This window comes from Larkinella punicea, from assembly GCF_003334855.1.
GTDB classification, from domain to species: Bacteria; Bacteroidota; Bacteroidia; order Cytophagales; family Spirosomataceae; genus Larkinella; species Larkinella punicea.
Genome location: NZ_QOWE01000010.1, coordinates 185,782 through 201,323 on the forward strand (window position 1 = coordinate 185,782; position 15,542 = coordinate 201,323).

General features: G+C 53.0%; 13 protein-coding genes. 6 read left to right on the forward strand and 7 right to left on the reverse strand.

Annotated features, from left to right (window positions below; translation table 11 throughout):
* The first annotated feature begins 15 nt into the window (after positions 1 to 15).
* A complete protein-coding gene (locus tag DUE52_RS14085) occupies positions 16 to 2,403 on the forward strand; it encodes a hypothetical protein (protein ID WP_114406649.1) in 2,388 nt (795 codons plus the stop codon).
* A 105-nt stretch (positions 2,404 to 2,508) separates the two neighbouring features.
* Here DUE52_RS14085 and DUE52_RS32090 read toward each other — a convergent pair whose 3' ends face one another.
* The 5 genes from DUE52_RS32090 to DUE52_RS14105 form a co-directional block, all read right to left on the reverse strand.
* Entirely contained in the window at positions 2,509 to 2,691 is a 183-nt protein-coding gene (locus DUE52_RS32090; RefSeq protein ID WP_133299838.1) for a hypothetical protein, read from the reverse strand.
* Between the two features lie 19 nt (positions 2,692 to 2,710).
* Positions 2,711 to 3,052 (reverse strand): DUF5615 family PIN-like protein, encoded by a 342-nt coding sequence (locus DUE52_RS14090; protein ID WP_114406650.1) that lies wholly within the window; start codon positions 3,050 to 3,052, stop codon positions 2,711 to 2,713.
* A 4-nt stretch (positions 3,053 to 3,056) separates the two neighbouring features.
* Positions 3,057 to 3,296, reverse strand: a complete 240-nt coding sequence (locus tag DUE52_RS14095; protein ID WP_114406651.1) for a DUF433 domain-containing protein — start codon at positions 3,294 to 3,296, stop codon at positions 3,057 to 3,059.
* A 60-nt stretch (positions 3,297 to 3,356) separates the two neighbouring features.
* A complete protein-coding gene (locus tag DUE52_RS14100) occupies positions 3,357 to 4,760 on the reverse strand; it encodes a sialate O-acetylesterase (RefSeq protein WP_114406652.1) in 1,404 nt (467 codons plus the stop codon).
* Between the two features lie 73 nt (positions 4,761 to 4,833).
* Complete coding sequence (locus DUE52_RS14105; protein ID WP_114406653.1) at positions 4,834 to 6,231, reverse strand: sulfatase family protein; 1,398 nt, start codon at positions 6,229 to 6,231, stop codon at positions 4,834 to 4,836.
* Between the two features lie 128 nt (positions 6,232 to 6,359).
* Here DUE52_RS14105 and DUE52_RS14110 point away from each other — a divergent pair, with 128 nt between their 5' ends.
* From DUE52_RS14110 to DUE52_RS14130, 5 genes are all read left to right on the forward strand, one after another.
* Positions 6,360 to 7,529 (forward strand): alpha/beta hydrolase family protein, encoded by a 1,170-nt coding sequence (locus DUE52_RS14110; RefSeq protein WP_114406654.1) that lies wholly within the window; start codon positions 6,360 to 6,362, stop codon positions 7,527 to 7,529.
* Positions 7,530 to 7,719: 190 nt separating this feature from the next.
* Positions 7,720 to 8,853, forward strand: coding sequence for an FAD-dependent oxidoreductase (locus tag DUE52_RS14115; RefSeq protein ID WP_114406655.1), 1,134 nt, complete (start codon positions 7,720 to 7,722; stop codon positions 8,851 to 8,853).
* Between the two features lie 58 nt (positions 8,854 to 8,911).
* A complete protein-coding gene (locus DUE52_RS14120; protein ID WP_165840934.1) occupies positions 8,912 to 9,433 on the forward strand; it encodes a RidA family protein in 522 nt (173 codons plus the stop codon).
* A 56-nt stretch (positions 9,434 to 9,489) separates the two neighbouring features.
* Positions 9,490 to 11,682 carry an alpha-galactosidase gene (locus DUE52_RS14125; protein ID WP_114406656.1) on the forward strand — a complete coding sequence of 731 codons (2,193 nt, stop codon included), beginning with the start codon at positions 9,490 to 9,492 and terminating at the stop codon, positions 11,680 to 11,682.
* A gap of 126 nt (positions 11,683 to 11,808) precedes the next feature.
* Positions 11,809 to 12,546, forward strand: coding sequence for a carboxypeptidase-like regulatory domain-containing protein (locus DUE52_RS14130; RefSeq protein ID WP_114406657.1), 738 nt, complete (start codon positions 11,809 to 11,811; stop codon positions 12,544 to 12,546).
* A gap of 9 nt (positions 12,547 to 12,555) precedes the next feature.
* Here the strand turns inward: DUE52_RS14130 and DUE52_RS14135 are convergent, their stop codons facing one another.
* Both DUE52_RS14135 and DUE52_RS14140 read right to left on the reverse strand, forming a co-directional pair.
* Positions 12,556 to 14,781, reverse strand: a complete 2,226-nt coding sequence (locus DUE52_RS14135; RefSeq protein ID WP_114406658.1) for a VWD domain-containing protein — start codon at positions 14,779 to 14,781, stop codon at positions 12,556 to 12,558.
* Positions 14,782 to 14,872: 91 nt separating this feature from the next.
* Positions 14,873 to 15,487: a hypothetical protein gene (locus DUE52_RS14140; RefSeq protein ID WP_114406659.1), complete on the reverse strand. Its 615-nt coding sequence runs from the start codon at positions 15,485 to 15,487 to the stop codon at positions 14,873 to 14,875.
* Positions 15,488 to 15,542: the final 55 nt, after the last annotated feature.

The following is a 15,542-nucleotide window of genomic DNA, read 5'->3' on the forward strand; positions in this document are numbered from 1 at the left end:
GAAACCCTATTTCCAATGACCCGCCTGATCCGCTGCCTGCTTGCCTTTTTTACGTTCACCTCCGTTTACGCCCAGACCGACCAACCCGTTTATCCCGGAGCCGACGAAAAAACACCTTCGATGGCCATGTATTTCGACTGGATCAACCGGAATTGGAATGGCTCCAACGAGCATAAAACCCTGCGAAACCTTGACTTCTTCGGCTGGATGAAGCGGCAGTATGGGATGCAACTCGACGTGTTTCTGCTCGACGCGGGCGTGTTCGACAACGGGCCAAACTGCTCGTCGACGCCGAAAGAAATGGCGTATGGCAACCTGAACTCGCCCTGGTTCCGAAAAGCGTTTCCCAACGGCTTCAGGACCATTGCCCAACGCGCCGACAGCATCGGAACGCGCCTGGGCTTGTGGATTGGTCCCGACGGATACGGCAACACGCCCCAGGAGGCTCAACAGCGCGTGGATCTGCTCGCCAATCTTTGCCGGGACTACCGGTTCAAAATCTTCAAAATGGACGCCTGTTGCAGCGATTTACGTCCTGAAAAAGAACCGTACTTCATTCAGGCGATGCAAAAAGCCCGGCAGTATTCGCCCGATCTGATCGTACTGAACCACCGCATTTCACTGAGTGAAGCGGCTAAAAAATATACCACGACCTTTTTGTGGGAAGGCAAGGAAACCTACATCGATGTCAATAATTTCAATGATGCGACGGCCATTCATCACCGGCAGGGGAACATGAAACGGGCGTACCCGCCCAACCTGCTGCGCCTGACCGAAGACCACGGTATTTGCCTTTCCTCCGCGCTTGATTTCTGGGAAGACGACCTCATTCTGCAGGCTTTTAACCGCAGCCTGATCATGGCGCCGGAGATTTACGGCAATCCGTGGCTGTTGCGCGACGACGAATTTCCAACGCTGGCCCGCATCTACAACCTGCACCGGCAATACCGGTCTATTCTTACGCAAGCCATGCCGTTACCCGAAACAGATTACGGTTACAAGGCGGTTTCCCGCGGAAATGCCACCACGCGGTTTATTACGTTACGAAATCTGGGCTGGACCAGTGAAACTCGTGCCATCCCGTGTGACCGTTCCATCGGCTTGGAACCAGCACCACGTTACACCGTCAAACAGATTCATCCCACCGAAAAAGTCATTGGCGTTTTCGAGTACGGCAAACCGGTGCCGGTCGAGGTTCAACCGTTTCGGTCGGCTTTGTTCATGATAACCGCCGAGGATACCGATTTTTCGGTCACCGGAATCGAATATAAAATCATCAATGACCAACCCGGCAAACCACTGGTGATGCAGCTACTGGGGAAACCGGGGACAACGCATACCGTCCGGATCAAGGCCGGAAACCGTGCGTTCACCAAAGCGACGCTGCATGGAAAAACCACCAACGCTGTTGGTTCAGAAATGAAGGTGTCATTTCCCGGAAAGATGCAAAAGGCGGCTTCCCATCGCTTCATTGGCACGCTTTCGCCAATACCGGTGCCGTCCTCGTATCCGTCGATGTACGAAACAATGTGTTTTGCCAACGACAACAATGCGCTGGAAGTACGCAGTCTGGCGCGTGCGGGAAAAACGCAACACCCGGAAGTCCAGGCTGCCCGCGACGCTTTTTTCAACGATACGACCTTTGTTCAAACCGGTTCGTGGGATCGTTACGCCTTTGATGGCGATACTGGTACGGCCTTTAACGCCTACGCCAGTACCTACACAAAAGGTGTCATCCAACCCGGTGCGCTGCGGATCGATTTGCAAAATCCGACGCGAATCGATCAACTTGTTCTCCGCCGGATTCCCGCTGACTACCAACCCGGTTCCGTTGCTTTTTCCAATGATCTGGTTCGCTGGCAGTCGGCAACGGTGAAACGAACCGGGGACGATTTGCACCTGACAGTTCCGGGGGGTGGATCTTATCGGTATGTAAAAATTGCCAATGCTCCGCTGTCGGTTCGGGAAATCGAAGGGTTTTATCAGGGCCGGAAACTTCCAGCCCGCTCGTGGAAAGCCAGCAATTTATTCGAAAAAGAGAAAGAAGCGAAGCTGGCCTGGGCGCATTCTTTTTCAATCGCGGAGGCCGATTCAGGCAGCTATCTGGCCCTGGCCGTACCAGGAAATTACAAAACTGAGGGGTTGTTTGCAGCCATTCGTTTCGGAAATGAGGTGATCGCTCCCAACGATCGGAGCCCTTCGTTTCCGTACAACAACTGGGAACACATCGATACGGTCGATGGCAATGTGACCTTTTACTTCCCGCTTAAAAACCACCTGCTGAACCAGGCATTAACGATTTCGTTATTTTCAACGGATGGTACATTGACAACGCTTCAACCTGCCCTTTGGCTAACGACGCACCCAAACTCGTTTCTGAAAAAAGAATTAATTCTTGAATAAACGTCTGCGCAATGGAGTATTCCATGCGTTGGTAATCTTGGTTTCTTACCAGTTCTCAAACCCAAAGGGCGTCCCCGTTAAAATTTTACATTCACCTATTCTCTTTCAAATAAAGCTATCGTCAAACTCGTCAACAATGGTCAGGTCATTGACATCGAACCATTCTTCCGAATCGTCATCCAGTCGGCAGAGGATCTGCGTTTCTTCTTCATTCAGGCTCGAAACCGTCAATGTATGGCCGTTGTTGACGCTCGCATCTGCGTGTTTTACTGTATCTCCGTAGTGCATAAATTGTGAATGTTGCCAGCTATTGAATGGCCTCAAGTCTGTCCAGATATACCTTAACCAACTTATTTTGTTTGCTTAATTCACAAACAGCAGGCCAACAGGCCATAATACGTTCATGGAAATGGCGCATTTTAAGGTTCCCAAAACCAATCCAAATAATACGTGGTGGCGGTTCTTTGAATAAAATACGATTGAAAAAATCAGTATCCTTCGTAATAATTGTCAACGAATTGGTTTTAGCATATTCCCAAATTTCAGTGTCTGACATTTCGTCGTCAATATCTCTCTGATGGGTATATAATTCGTTCCTCCAAAGCGAAAAATAATAGGGATGATTGACATCGAGCAAATACGTCGGCATATCCTCAGGCAGCCTGTAGCGGGCGAATCGTATAGTGCCGGTTCATTAACTCAGCGGCAAATCGTACGCAAGCTGTGATATCATCCGGTTCCAGTGAGGGGTATTGGTATAGAATTTCTTCGGCACTTTCGCCCGCACCCAGAAATTCCAGAATAGTCTGTACGGCAATCCTTTTCCCCCGGATGGTTGGTTTTCCGTTACACAAATCGGGGTCGATCGTAATCCGTTCTGCAATGTATTCCATAACTAAATATACTGAAATTTTTAAAAACCGCCTTCCTGACTATACTGAAAGTTCCCGTTCTTAGGGCTTCGGAGTAGAAATTAACCCCAAATCCCACGCATCCGTTCGGAACGGGATCACCGGCAGTCCTTCCTTGCTGAAGAGATTCGGCACCGGAGCATCGCGGAACGCAAATCGCACTGCCACCGGATTTTTGATGTTCTCGGCCCAAACCTCCAGCGTGTTTCCTTTGATGCGGGCCTGCGCTTTGGAAAATACTTTGTCGGCTTCCGCAATTTCCAGCTCGGCAATGTCTGCTCCTTTGGCGATCAAGCCGTTGGGCGCGTTGTCGAATGTAATCCGGATTTTATTGCCGTCCACCTGCATTGAGCGGTATTGCGGGCTTTTGTACAGTCCTACATTCTGGCCGTAGGTTTCCGCCAGGGCCCAGTTCGCCAGCCGGTTACCCACTTCTTTTTTATAAGCCGGGTGAATATCCTTCAGGTTGTCTACCAGATCCGTCGTCACGATCATCCCGGATTTCGGAATGTCCATCGCTTTCGTCTGGCTTTCCCGCGTGGCTGCGGTCTGGTACTTATCCCCGTAGGTATAGGGGGCAATCTGGACGTAATAAAACGGAAAATCCTTCTGCCAGACGCCCCGCCAGGCGTCAACCAGCGCGTGCGTCAGTTTGTGGTAGGCCGGTGCATCGTGGCGGTTGGCTTCACCCTGGTACCAGATTACGCCGGCAATCGGAAACGAGGTGATCGGTGCGGCCATGCCGTTGTAAAGCACGCCCGGTTTATTGGGGGCCCAGGGCGCTTTCGGCATCGTTTGGGCCGACCGGCGGGTTTCCGGGTAAAGCATCGCGATGGGTTCCGGCACCCAGGAATCCATGAACGAACCACCCCACGACATATCGATCAATCCGATGGGAACGTTGAGGGTGTTCTGTAGTTTTTTTCCGAAAAAATAACCGACCGCGCTGAAATACTTCATCGTCAGCGAATCGCAAACCGCCCAGTTGCCCCGAACATCGACCTGGGGTGAATCCGCGGCCCGTTTCGGAATTTTGAAAAACCTCATGTTGGCGTTGAACGCCGTCGGCGATTCGGCGCGGGCATCTTTTGCACCCCCGCTCGCCGTCATTTCCATGTTCGACTGCCCGGAACACAGCCACACCTCGCCAATCAGGATGTTGGTCAATTCGACTTTATTATACCCATTGATCGTGATCGTGTAGGGTCCACCGGCTTTGGGAGTTCGGAGGCTCACCTTCCAGATGGCATTGTCGGCGCAGGTGGTGCTCACCGGCTGGCTTTCCCAACTGGCCGAAACCGTCACTTTCTCCGTCGGATCAGCCCAGCCCCAGATCATGATTTCGGTCTGCTGTTGCAGCACCATGTTGGAATTTAACACAGACGGCAAGGTGACATTAGCCCAGGCGGTCGTAGCCAGCAATACCAGCGCGAGTATCTTTTTCATACAGTTCATCGAAGACGGTTCAGGAAGTTCCTGACAGGATCGCAAAGTAAGCGGTATTCCGTCATAAAACCGTCTATTTCTCCACGATGGCATCCAGCAAGGGCGCTACCGGCACCACTCCCGCCCGGTGTTTTTCAAACGCCTTTTTTAACTCCTCCAGAATTTCGGGGTGTTTGCGGCCCACCTCATACCGCTCGCCGGGATCAACTTCCAGGTTATACAACCAGGCCGGGTCGTGCGGCACCGGAGCTTCCGGCGAATACGACGGATGGGTTGTAAAATGCGCTTTCCAGGGGCCTTTTCGAATGGCGTACAAACGGTCGGAATCGTAGTAATACACCAGATCGGTCACCTTGTCCTTTTGGCCGGTCAACAGGTCTTTGATGTTCTGCCCATCCAGCGCCTGATCGTTCGGCAGTGGCACCTTCGCCAGATTCAGAATGGTTGGAAACAGATCCATCGACGTCGCCACGGCGGACGACACCGTATTGGCTTTCACCAGGCCGGGTGCCCAGATAATAGCCGGGACGCGCATCCCGCCTTCGTAGGTTGACCCTTTCGCTTCAAACAACGGCCCCGCCGAACCGCCGTTTTCTTCCAGCCGGTTTTTGATCAGCCACGGGCCGTTATCGCTCAGAAAGACGACATACGTATTTTTATCCAGCTTCAAATCCTTCAGTTTTTTCAAAATCTGCCCCACGCTCCAATCCAGTTCCTCGACCACATCGCCATATAAACCGCGTTTGCTCTTGCCCCTAAAATCGTCCGAAGCATACAAGGGAACGTGCGGAAACGGGCTGGCGTAGTACATAAAGAACGGTTTTCCCTGGTTCTTCGAAATGAAGTTCAGCACCTCGTCGGTATACCGTTTGGTTAGTAATCGTTGATCAGGTTCAGTTTCGATCACGGTATTATCCCGGTACAAAGGTAGGAGCGGATTGTTGTTCGGGGGAGCGGTCTGCGTCGGAAAGGAACCTACCTTTCCCATGTCGTTTGAATACGGAAGTCCGAAATACGAATCAAAACCGTACTGCAAAGGCAGAAACTCCGGTTTCGAACCCAAATGCCATTTCCCGACGATGCCCGTTCGATACCCCTTGCTTTTCAGGGCTTTCGCAATCGTCATTTCGCTGTGCGGTAACCCGTTGGCCGAGTTGGGAAAAAAGACCGCCCGCTTGCCGAAAATGCCGTTCCGAATCGGCAACCGCCCCGTCAGCAGAGCCGCCCGGCTGGGTGTGCAGACGTTGGCGGCCACATAAAACTGGGTAAAGCGGGTTCCTTCGGCGGCCATCCGATCCAGGTGGGGCGTTCGAATGGTCGGGTGGCCGTAGCAACTCAGATCACCGTAGCCTAAATCATCCGCCAGAATGATGATAAAGTTGGGTAGTTTGGCCGATTGCGCCCTAGCAATACAGATAGACGATAGAATCAGTAGAGAAATTAACCAGGCGGTTTTGTAAAAATGATTCATGAGTGTTTGGTCGTTAATCCAAACGCAAATAAACGGTTTTAAACGTGATTAGTCCACGGGAAACCGCATCTTATTTTGTCTCCATGCCAAAAACATTTACTTTAGCACAACCCTAAATTCAACCTGAAATGCGATCTTCGTTTGCCGCTCTTTCGTTGCTCTCTCTCCTTTCCCTGCGCGTGGTTGCCCAACCGAATCCCGACCGGCCCGAGTTGCGGCAGGGGGCCTACTATAGCGAACCCGACGGCGCAAAAGCCCTCCAGAATTGCGCCATTGCCTACTCTGACCGGGCTTCCTGGGAAAAACGGGCTGCCCAGATCCGGCAAGGCATCCGCGAGGGGTTGAAACTTCCGGAAAAACCGGCCTTCGCTCCGCTCAACCCCATTCGGCACAGTCTTCGGAAAATGGACGGTTATACCGTTGAGAACGTTGCATTTGAAAGTTTACCCGGTTTTTACATAACCGGAAATCTGTACAAACCGGCCGGCATTTCCGGAAAAACAGCCGCCGTTCTATGCCCCCACGGTCACACGGCCAACGCCGACGCCCGGTTTGTGGAGCAGACCCAGCAACGCTGCATCACGATGGCAAAAATGGGTGCCGTGGTGTTCGTGTATGATATGCTGGGCTACGGCGATTCGAAACAATGTAGCCACAAACTCCCGGAAGCCGCCAAATTGCAGACCTTGAACAGCATCCGGGCGCTGGATTTTCTGACCGGTTTGCCGGAAGTCGATCCTGAACGGGTTGCGGTTTCGGGCGAATCCGGCGGAGGCACGCAGACCTTTCTGCTGACGGCGCTGGATTCGCGCGTGAAAGTTTCGGTGCCAGTTGTCATGGTTTCGGCGCACTTCTTCGGTGGTTGTGTTTGCGAAAGTGGCATGCCCATTCACAAACGCCCGACCCACGAAACCAACAACGTTGAGATTGCCGCCCTGGCCGCTCCCCGCCCTATGATCATGATTTCGGACGGCGGTGACTGGACCAAAAACACGCCGAATGTCGAATTTCCGCATGTCCAGCGGATCTACGGGTTTTACAACGCCAAAAACCGGGTCGAGAATGTTCACCTGCCGAACGAAAAGCACGACTTCGGCCCTTCCAAACGGACGGCGGCCTACCGCTTTCTGGCCCTGCATCTCAAGCTCGACCTGAATAAAGTGATGAAAGACGGCCACATTGACGAAAGTCCGAACGTGTTGTTAAAACCGGCTGATTTACAGGTATTTACGGATGCTAACCCGCGCCCGGCCAACGCTGTTGTCGGTGATGATGCCGTGATGGCGTTGTTGAAGTAAATAGTCAAATTCAAAAAATAAATAGGACATATCCCCTATAATACCGAAAGTATATTTTGATAGTTCGAAATTTATAGTAGATTTATTCCGGCCGCTTCATTCCCTTTTCCGATAGCCTGCTCTGGCTATTGACCCGTTTCGTCATCACCCAACCAAACTAAAAACCGGTCGAATCGTCCGGTCTGCGACTATGAACCGTCGACATTTTCTTCACACGGCCAGTCTGAGCTCGCTCGCCCTGGCTTCCGGCGTCTCATCCTGCGCCCCCCGCCTGAGCACCCTGTCAAACCAGCCCCTGCACCGCGTTCCGAAACTGAAACTCTCACTGGACCGGATTGTAAAAGAAACCGTGGGACTACGCCCCTTCCGGGCATCCGGTCCACGCATCGCCAGGGAAACACTGGGCAGCAAAACCCTGGTTCACAACTACGGCCACGGCGGCAGCGGCTGGTCGCTGTCGTGGGGAACCGGCAATCTGGCCCGCGAACTCGTCCTGTCGACCGGCCAGAAAAAAGTGGCGGTTTTGGGATCAGGAACGGTGGGACTGGCTACGGCCCGCTTGCTGCAGGAAAAGGGCTGTGAAGTAACCATTTACACCAAAGACCTGCCGCCCAATGTAACGAGCAATCTGGCAACCGGCACCTGGTCGCCCGCTTCCCGCGTGTGTGACCCCAAAGTAGCCACGCCCGAATTTCACGCTTTGTGGGAAAACGCCACGCGGTTTTCGTTCCGGCGGTTTCAATTTATGCTCGGATTAGACGATATTGTGTCGTGGGTCGATGAATACGGGGTCAGCAACGAACCGTTCCGGCAACAAACGGACCCGGCCATCGGGGGCGAAGTCTACCATCTGGCCGGCTTGATTCCCGAGCGGAAAGAGCTAACACCGAAAGAGCATTCCTTTGGTGCCAAATACGTTTCCTGGCGGTCGAGCATGATGTTCAATATTCCGAGTTACCTCCACCACCAACTCAGTACGTTCATCATGCTGGGAGGAAAGCTCAAGGTGCAGGAGATCAAAAAACTGGAAGATATCGACGCCCTGCCCGAAATGTGCGTTGTCAACTGCATGGGGCTGGGTGCCAAGGAAATCTTTAATGACGAAGAATTGACGCCGATTTCCGGGCAGCTCGCCTGCCTGATTCCGCAGAACGAGGTGACCTACAAGCTCAACGCCCGGGGTGCCAGCATCATTTCGCGAAAAGACGGGATTTACCTGGGGGGCAACGGGCTGGTCGGCAACTGGGATACGACACCGAAGCGGGAAGTAACCGAGAAATTTGTCGATACCATCCAGCAGGTCATGAAGGAAATGAGAAGCTAATAATATCTTTATTATTAACCGGTTATCTACTTTCTATTCACCATAAACTTTACCCTTTGTGAAAAAAATCTGTACGGCTTTTGTTCTCGGTCTATCCATTGTGTCGGGTGTTGCGTTCGGTCAATCGGTCGAAGCCAAATTAAAAGAGCAGGGTATCGAACTGGCTAAACCAACCGCTTCTCTAGCGAATTATGTCAAAGCCGTCCGCACCGGTAACTTGATTTTTCTGTCGGGCCACGTCTCCAACCGGGCCGATGGAACCGGCATCAAGGGTAAACTGGGCAAAGAACTGACAGTTGAGCAGGGCTACGAAGCGGCCAAATTATCGGCCATCGGCCTGCTATCCTCCCTGAAAGCCGAAATTGGCGACCTCAACAAGGTGAAACGCATCGTCAAGGTTTTGGGAATGGTCAATTCCACGCCCGAATTCGCCGATCACCCCAAAGTGGTCAATGGCTGTTCTGATTTATTCGTTAAAGTGTTCGGCGACAAAGGCAAACACGCCCGCTCGGCCGTCGGGGTGGCCGCACTGCCATCAGATTACGCGGTTGAGGTGGAGATGATCGTTGAAGTGGAGTAAGTTGGCTTCCTGTACCGTTTCTTTTGTTAGCTTTGCGGCCTATACTTCGTGCTATCATGAGAAACTTTTGCATTTTCCTAACCTTTATTTGCCTCAACGCTGTTGCCAACCCGAAAGCCCCCGGTGACACCCAAATTGCCATCGAAACCCAAAAGACCGCGCTGGTCATCCGGGTCGATAAAGCGGGCGACCCTACGGTTATCCACCTCGGAAAGCGGTTGCAAAACCCCGCCGAATACGGCCTTTTATCAGACAATGGAAAGCGCGGAGAGGATTATACCCAACTCTACAATTCGGCCTATACCCCAGCGGGGGCGCGCAATTTGCTCGAACCGGCGCTTCAAGTTGCCCATGCCGACGGCAATCCTTCCTCAGACCTCAAATACGTCCGGCACGAAACGCAGACGGTTTCCGACGGCGTTGTTCTGACCACGGTTTTCCTGAAAGATCCCCAGTATCCGTTCGAAGTAAAGCTGTTTTACAAAGCTTATCAGCAGGAAGATGTGATCGAACAATGGTCCAGTATTCGGCATACGGAGAAAAAAACCGTTCGTTTGCAGAAATATGCGTCGGCCAATCTCTACATTCCCGCAAAGAACTATTACCTGACCCACTTCCACGGTGACTGGGCGAAGGAGATGAATCCCGAAGAAATCCCATTGACGGCGGGACTGAAAGTACTCGATTCGAAGCTCGGAACCCGCGCCCATTTGTTCCAGCCGCCCTCGTTTCTACTCTCGCTGAACAAACCGGCGGAGGAAGAAACCGGTGAGGTCATCGCCGGAACACTGGCCTGGTCGGGCAATTATCAGATTCAATTCGAGGTTGATCCGCTGCGAAATCTGCGGCTGATTGCGGGCATTAATCCGTATGCTTCGGAGTATATGCTGGCCCCGGATAAGGAGTTTGTCACCCCGGCTTTTTTGTATACGTATTCGGATTCGGGCAAAGGACAGGCCAGCCGGAATATGCACCGCTGGGCGCGGAAATACCGCATTCCGCAGGGAGAAGGCAACCGGTTAACACTGTTAAATAACTGGGAAGCGACCTATTTCGACTTCAACGAGGAAAAACTGACGGCTTTATTCAAAGACGGCAAGAAACTGGGCGTTGACTTATTCCTGCTGGATGATGGCTGGTTTGCCAACAAATATCCCCGCAACGACGACCATACCGGCCTCGGCGACTGGCAGGAAAACAAGCAGAAACTCCCGCACGGATTGGGCTATCTGGTGAAGGAAGCTGAAAGCGCGGGCATCAAATTCGGGATCTGGCTGGAGCCGGAAATGGTTAGCCCGAAAAGCGAACTCTACGAAAAACATCCCGACTGGGTGATCAAATTGCCAAACCGCCCGGAATATTATTTCCGGAATCAGTTGGTCCTGGATTTGTCCAATCCGAAGGTGCAGGATTTTGTCTACGGCGTCGTCGACGGTATTCTGACCAAAAATCCGACGCTGGGCTACATCAAATGGGACTGTAATGCGGTGATTTACAACGCCTATTCAGCCACCAATCCCAACCCGTCACACCTGTATGTGGAGTACGTGCAGGGTCTTTACAAAGTGCTGGAAAAGCTGCGCGTCAAATACCCGACGCTGCCACTGATGTTGTGCTCGGGCGGAGGTGGCCGGGTCGATTACGGGGCCTTGAAATACTTCACCGAGTTCTGGCCGAGCGACAACACCGACGGCCTGGAGCGCATTTTCATCCAGTGGAATTACTCCTATTTCTTCCCCGCCATCGCGATGTGTAACCACATCACCGACTGGGGCAAACAACCAATCAAATTCCGCACCGATGTCGCGATGATGGGTAAAATGGGGTACGATATTGTGGTCAGTAAACTGGACGAAAAAGAGCTGGCCTTCAGCCAGGACGCGCTGAAAACCTACAGCCGGGTGAAGGATGTGATCTGGAAAGGCGATCTGTTCCGGCTGGTATCCCCGCAGACTTCCGACATGGCTTCGTTGCTGTACGTGAGCGAAAAACAGGATAAAGCCATGTGGTTCAATTATCTGGTCGGAAACCGCTACCGGGAAGGCAGCCAGGGAGCGATTCGGTTGAGCGGTTTGAGTCCGGCGAAGAAATACCGGATTCAGGAAGTGAATGTTTATCCGGGCACCACTTCGCCCATTAACGGCAATCAGGTGGTTTATTCGGGCGATTATTTGATGACCGTCGGCTTCAATCCGGCGGTCGATGCGCGCCGGGCCAGCGTGGTGCTGGAGATCACGGAAGCAAACTGAGTTCGGCTGTCGTTTCACCGGTTCGAACTTCCATTTCACCACCGGTTTTTGTCAGTTAATACCGGATTCGGATGAATTCGGGAAGGTTTGCCTACACATTTGAGAAAGTAAACAACCGACTTTCTCATGAAACCAACCCTTCTCGCGCTGCTGACCGTCGCATCGCTCAGCCTTTCCTCGTGTTCCAAAACCAAAGACCCCGTTGAACCGGGGGATACGCAGGCCGGTTTCGTGTCCGGCAAAGTGGTCGATTCGCAGGGAAAACCCATTGCCAAAGCCGACATTGTGGCCGATGATACCCGGTATTACAACAGCAACGTGCTGGGGCAAACCGATGCCAAAGGCAACTACAAACTGGAGGTCGGCAATGGTTCGTTTTATGTCCGGGGAACCGTCAAAATGAAGTATGAAGGCCAGAATTACGTGCTGGATCTGTTCGTGGAAGACGACGGTGCTTTTGATGGCTCCGAGGGTGCCGTTAAAAATATGACATTGAAACTGTCGGGCGAGCGAACCGGAAATTTTGGCGACGACGGCGTTTACGGCGGCAAAATCGAGGTGTTTACGCCCATCGGTTTTTACGATACCGAGAATGTGGAATTAACACTGGAACCCGTCGCCCCACTCATCGACGGCACCACCGGGAAGAAGATCGTACAGAAACCGGATTACCTGTACATTGACGACGTTCCCCTTGGAAAGTACAAAATAACGGCCCGGTATGTCCCCGAAAACAAACCCATGAAAGTCCGCGTCCGCAATGTCGGGAGTTTCCAGAATTCCCTCACGACGCTGTTCGTACCGGCCTATGCTGGCGCCACCGGTCGGTATAAAATGGACATCGAGGTTTCCGAGCCGGAATAGGCCTACCGCTTATCGTTCAATTTTCACATCGAACGTAAACGAAGACGATCCGCCCGCTTTATTCACCTGTCCCTGTGTAAAACGGATCAGACCTTTTTTGCCCTGCTGGGTGCGAAACGACCACAAATACGGTGTGAGTGGAGCCGACGTGCTGAGATCCGTCAGTCCTTTGACGAGTTCCGTTTTCTCGTCGGCTCCCGCATCGAACGTCCAGGCTTTGCGCAGGGCCGCAGCATCGCTGAATGTCTCCCACTGGTTGGCCGGAATGGTGGTGTAGCGCAGGAAGGTGTTCGCGAAAAACGGCCATTTTTGCTGGTCGATCAGCGGCCAGATGGTGTAGGCTCCGCAGGAAACCCCGCAGTTTTGGACCGCCCGCGGACCCGCAAACCAGGGACCGGAATAGTAATCAAATACCACATCGACTTCGTAGGCGACTTTTGCACCATCGGCAAACCGGTAGAACGTGCCGTTGTCGAGATCCAGTAAATTCCGGGTTTGCGGGTCGTTCGACTGCCCTTCTTTCAGGTCCAGTTTCAGGTTGGTGAATACCCGGACGTCGGGGCTGGCCGGAAATTCCTGCTGACCCAAAACCGCCGACCGCGCCAGCCGTTCGTCGCCCGTAACCGCCACGTCAAAAATGCAGTGGCCGAGTTCGGGCTGGCGGTTGACGCCCGCAGCCTGACACACGCCTTCCGCCCATTTGTATTTTTCGGGGTCAATCACCGGAAACGTTTTGGGAAAGGCCCGATCGGTATACGAGTCTGTATTTTTCCCGTTTTCGTACACAAAAAGCGAGTTGGGGCCGGAAATGCGCCAGCTATCGGCAAAGGTGGTGTGGATCGTCGGAAAGCTTCGTTCGATGGCGGTTCCATTGGCCAGTTTAAAATCATTTTGGTCATCCCCGTCGAAATTGCCCATCAAGCCGGTCACATTTCCCTTGCGGGCATCGCCGAGCATGACGGCATAGTCGAGGTAGGGCGTATTCCAGCGAATCGTGACGCCCTCGCCCTCGGCATTCGTAAAAACCAGCTTTTCTTTTGCGGCTACCCGCAGTTGGTTTCCGTTGGCGAGCGTCAATGGGGTAAAGGAGGACAGCGCGGTTTCTTTCTTGTTGACAAAAAGCCGGGGCGCATCGAGCGAAGCGGGGTTTACCAGAAAACAGATTTCATCGGTGCCGATGCGGGCCGCAACGCCCGTCGTAACGGTTGCCCGGTTGGTCTTGTAAGCATCTTCCTGCCGGGCCTGAATTTCAATCTTCTCGCCTTTGGTGGCCACAAACTCCCCTACGGCCTGAAAACCGTAATCCAGTCCATCGTGCGTAATGACATGAGGGTCACCCATAGCCCGGCCTGCCGCAGCCGCAGCATTGCCCAAAGCATCCCCCAATCGATCAAAAATACCGTTGAAGGCATCGCTGACACTCCTCGGACCGCGGTTGGTGCGTCCGGCCTGGGCGGCTGCCCGGGCGGCTTCTTCGCGGGCGGCTTGCTCGGCGGGTGTTTCCCCCCGCGAGTTTCGTTGCACCGGGGTGGCATCGGAAGGCATTTTTGCCTGCGGAACCGGATTGACAAACCGGTATTCGGGCAAGGACGAACCGGGCTGGGGTGGTGGCGAGTAGAAGTATCCACTGTGGTAGTTGACACCCTGATTTCGTCCCAGCGTCTGTGCCCGGGCGGGTGTTGCCAGCAGGGCAACCAGAAATTCCTCCAGATCGAACAGGCTGGACTTCCGGTGCAGATCGGCCAGTACGGTTTCTTCATTCGCCAGAATGCCCCAGATGGTGTTTTCGCTCAAATTGGATTTGGTAGTGCTGTAATCAGCGACTTTCGTGAGTCGGCTGACGATGAAATCAGTCATGGTTGAGAAGCTTTTGACTTCGGCAGCTTTAGCGGCAATGTCGGCATTGGCCGTTTGAATGGCCGCATCGATGGCGGTAAAGCGGGTGGTTTTGTAGGCCAGGTATTGCGCCGACATATAACCGGCCACTTCCTGATTCGCATACACATCAAACCGAAAATCCAGGATGGCCACGCCCTTGTTTTGGGTCGTTGCTTCTGTACACTCGATGATAAGCTGGTGATACCGGATTCCTTTGGGGCCGTCGGAAGTGAGAGCCGGATCGGAGTCCTTCTGTTTACAGGATTGCGGGAGGAGCAACAGGAACAGTACGGCCGCCCCGAGCCCGTGTCGCAAACCCATTTGCCCGGTTTTTTTCTGGAAAGTAAGACCCATCATATTTTACAAATTCTACGGTTAAATGACGCCCATCCAGACACTTACTCAATCGCTTAAATCACCCAAAACAGACTCAAAGCAAAACGTTTTTTCATGATTTTACCCGTGAAAAATGAACAGTAACTTTTTTATCAAACCGTGGGTCGGCACTGCTCGAATAGCCCGAACCGGTGGCCGTCGTGTACGTAAAAGCGAGCGTGAGCGTCAGGCTGTCGTTTTGCCATCGACCGCCGTCGACCGCCGACAGGACATTGAAATTTTTGCGTAGTTGCTGTTTTTCATCCAAAGCCCGAAAATGAATCGTGTTGAGCCGACTTCCGCTTTTGTCTTTAACCGCCCCGTAAAATTCATACTCCTCAATGCCCAGTTTGCTGGTGACGGTCGCAAACCCGTCGAACCGCTGTTGATCGGACCGGGAACCCAACCCTTTCCGGCGCCGGGTTCGGCGGCTGGCTTTTTTGGCCCGGTCGTCTTCCGTCATCGGCACCAGAATCTTGAGCCGGATGGTTTTTCGCACGCCGTCGGGGTCCAGAAATTCGCCCTGCCATTCGCCCACCAGCAAGTTCGCAGCCTTGTCCTCGCTGTAGGCCCACGGACGATCCGCCAGATCCCGCCGGTAGCTGACATAGTAGTTGCATTCGTACACCCCCCAGCTCAAACCCGCCAGAACAGCCAGCAACAGAACGATCGTTTTGCCCTTCGTCATAGACTGTCAGATTCTTTTTCACCCCACAAGCGGTTTGGTCAATATGACCCCAAGG

What these genes read in the sequence shown, in the direction of transcription:
- DUE52_RS14090 (WP_114406650.1), bottom strand. Translation starts at nt 3,052, where the DNA reads ATGCCGACGTATTTGCTCGATGTCAATCATCCCTATTATTTTTCGCTT.
- DUE52_RS14110 (WP_114406654.1), top strand. Translation starts at nt 6,360, where the DNA reads ATGCGATCTTCGTTTGCCGCTCTTTCGTTGCTCTCTCTCCTTTCCCTG.
- DUE52_RS14105 (WP_114406653.1), bottom strand. Translation starts at nt 6,231, where the DNA reads ATGAATCATTTTTACAAAACCGCCTGGTTAATTTCTCTACTGATTCTA.
- DUE52_RS32090 (WP_133299838.1), bottom strand. Translation starts at nt 2,691, where the DNA reads ATGCACTACGGAGATACAGTAAAACACGCAGATGCGAGCGTCAACAAC.
- DUE52_RS14135 (WP_114406658.1), bottom strand. Translation starts at nt 14,781, where the DNA reads ATGATGGGTCTTACTTTCCAGAAAAAAACCGGGCAAATGGGTTTGCGA.
- DUE52_RS14100 (WP_114406652.1), bottom strand. Translation starts at nt 4,760, where the DNA reads ATGAAAAAGATACTCGCGCTGGTATTGCTGGCTACGACCGCCTGGGCT.
- DUE52_RS14130 (WP_114406657.1), top strand. Translation starts at nt 11,809, where the DNA reads ATGAAACCAACCCTTCTCGCGCTGCTGACCGTCGCATCGCTCAGCCTT.
- DUE52_RS14140 (WP_114406659.1), bottom strand. Translation starts at nt 15,487, where the DNA reads ATGACGAAGGGCAAAACGATCGTTCTGTTGCTGGCTGTTCTGGCGGGT.
- DUE52_RS14125 (WP_114406656.1), top strand. Translation starts at nt 9,490, where the DNA reads ATGAGAAACTTTTGCATTTTCCTAACCTTTATTTGCCTCAACGCTGTT.
- DUE52_RS14085 (WP_114406649.1), top strand. Translation starts at nt 16, where the DNA reads ATGACCCGCCTGATCCGCTGCCTGCTTGCCTTTTTTACGTTCACCTCC.
- DUE52_RS14115 (WP_114406655.1), top strand. Translation starts at nt 7,720, where the DNA reads ATGAACCGTCGACATTTTCTTCACACGGCCAGTCTGAGCTCGCTCGCC.
- DUE52_RS14095 (WP_114406651.1), bottom strand. Translation starts at nt 3,296, where the DNA reads ATGGAATACATTGCAGAACGGATTACGATCGACCCCGATTTGTGTAAC.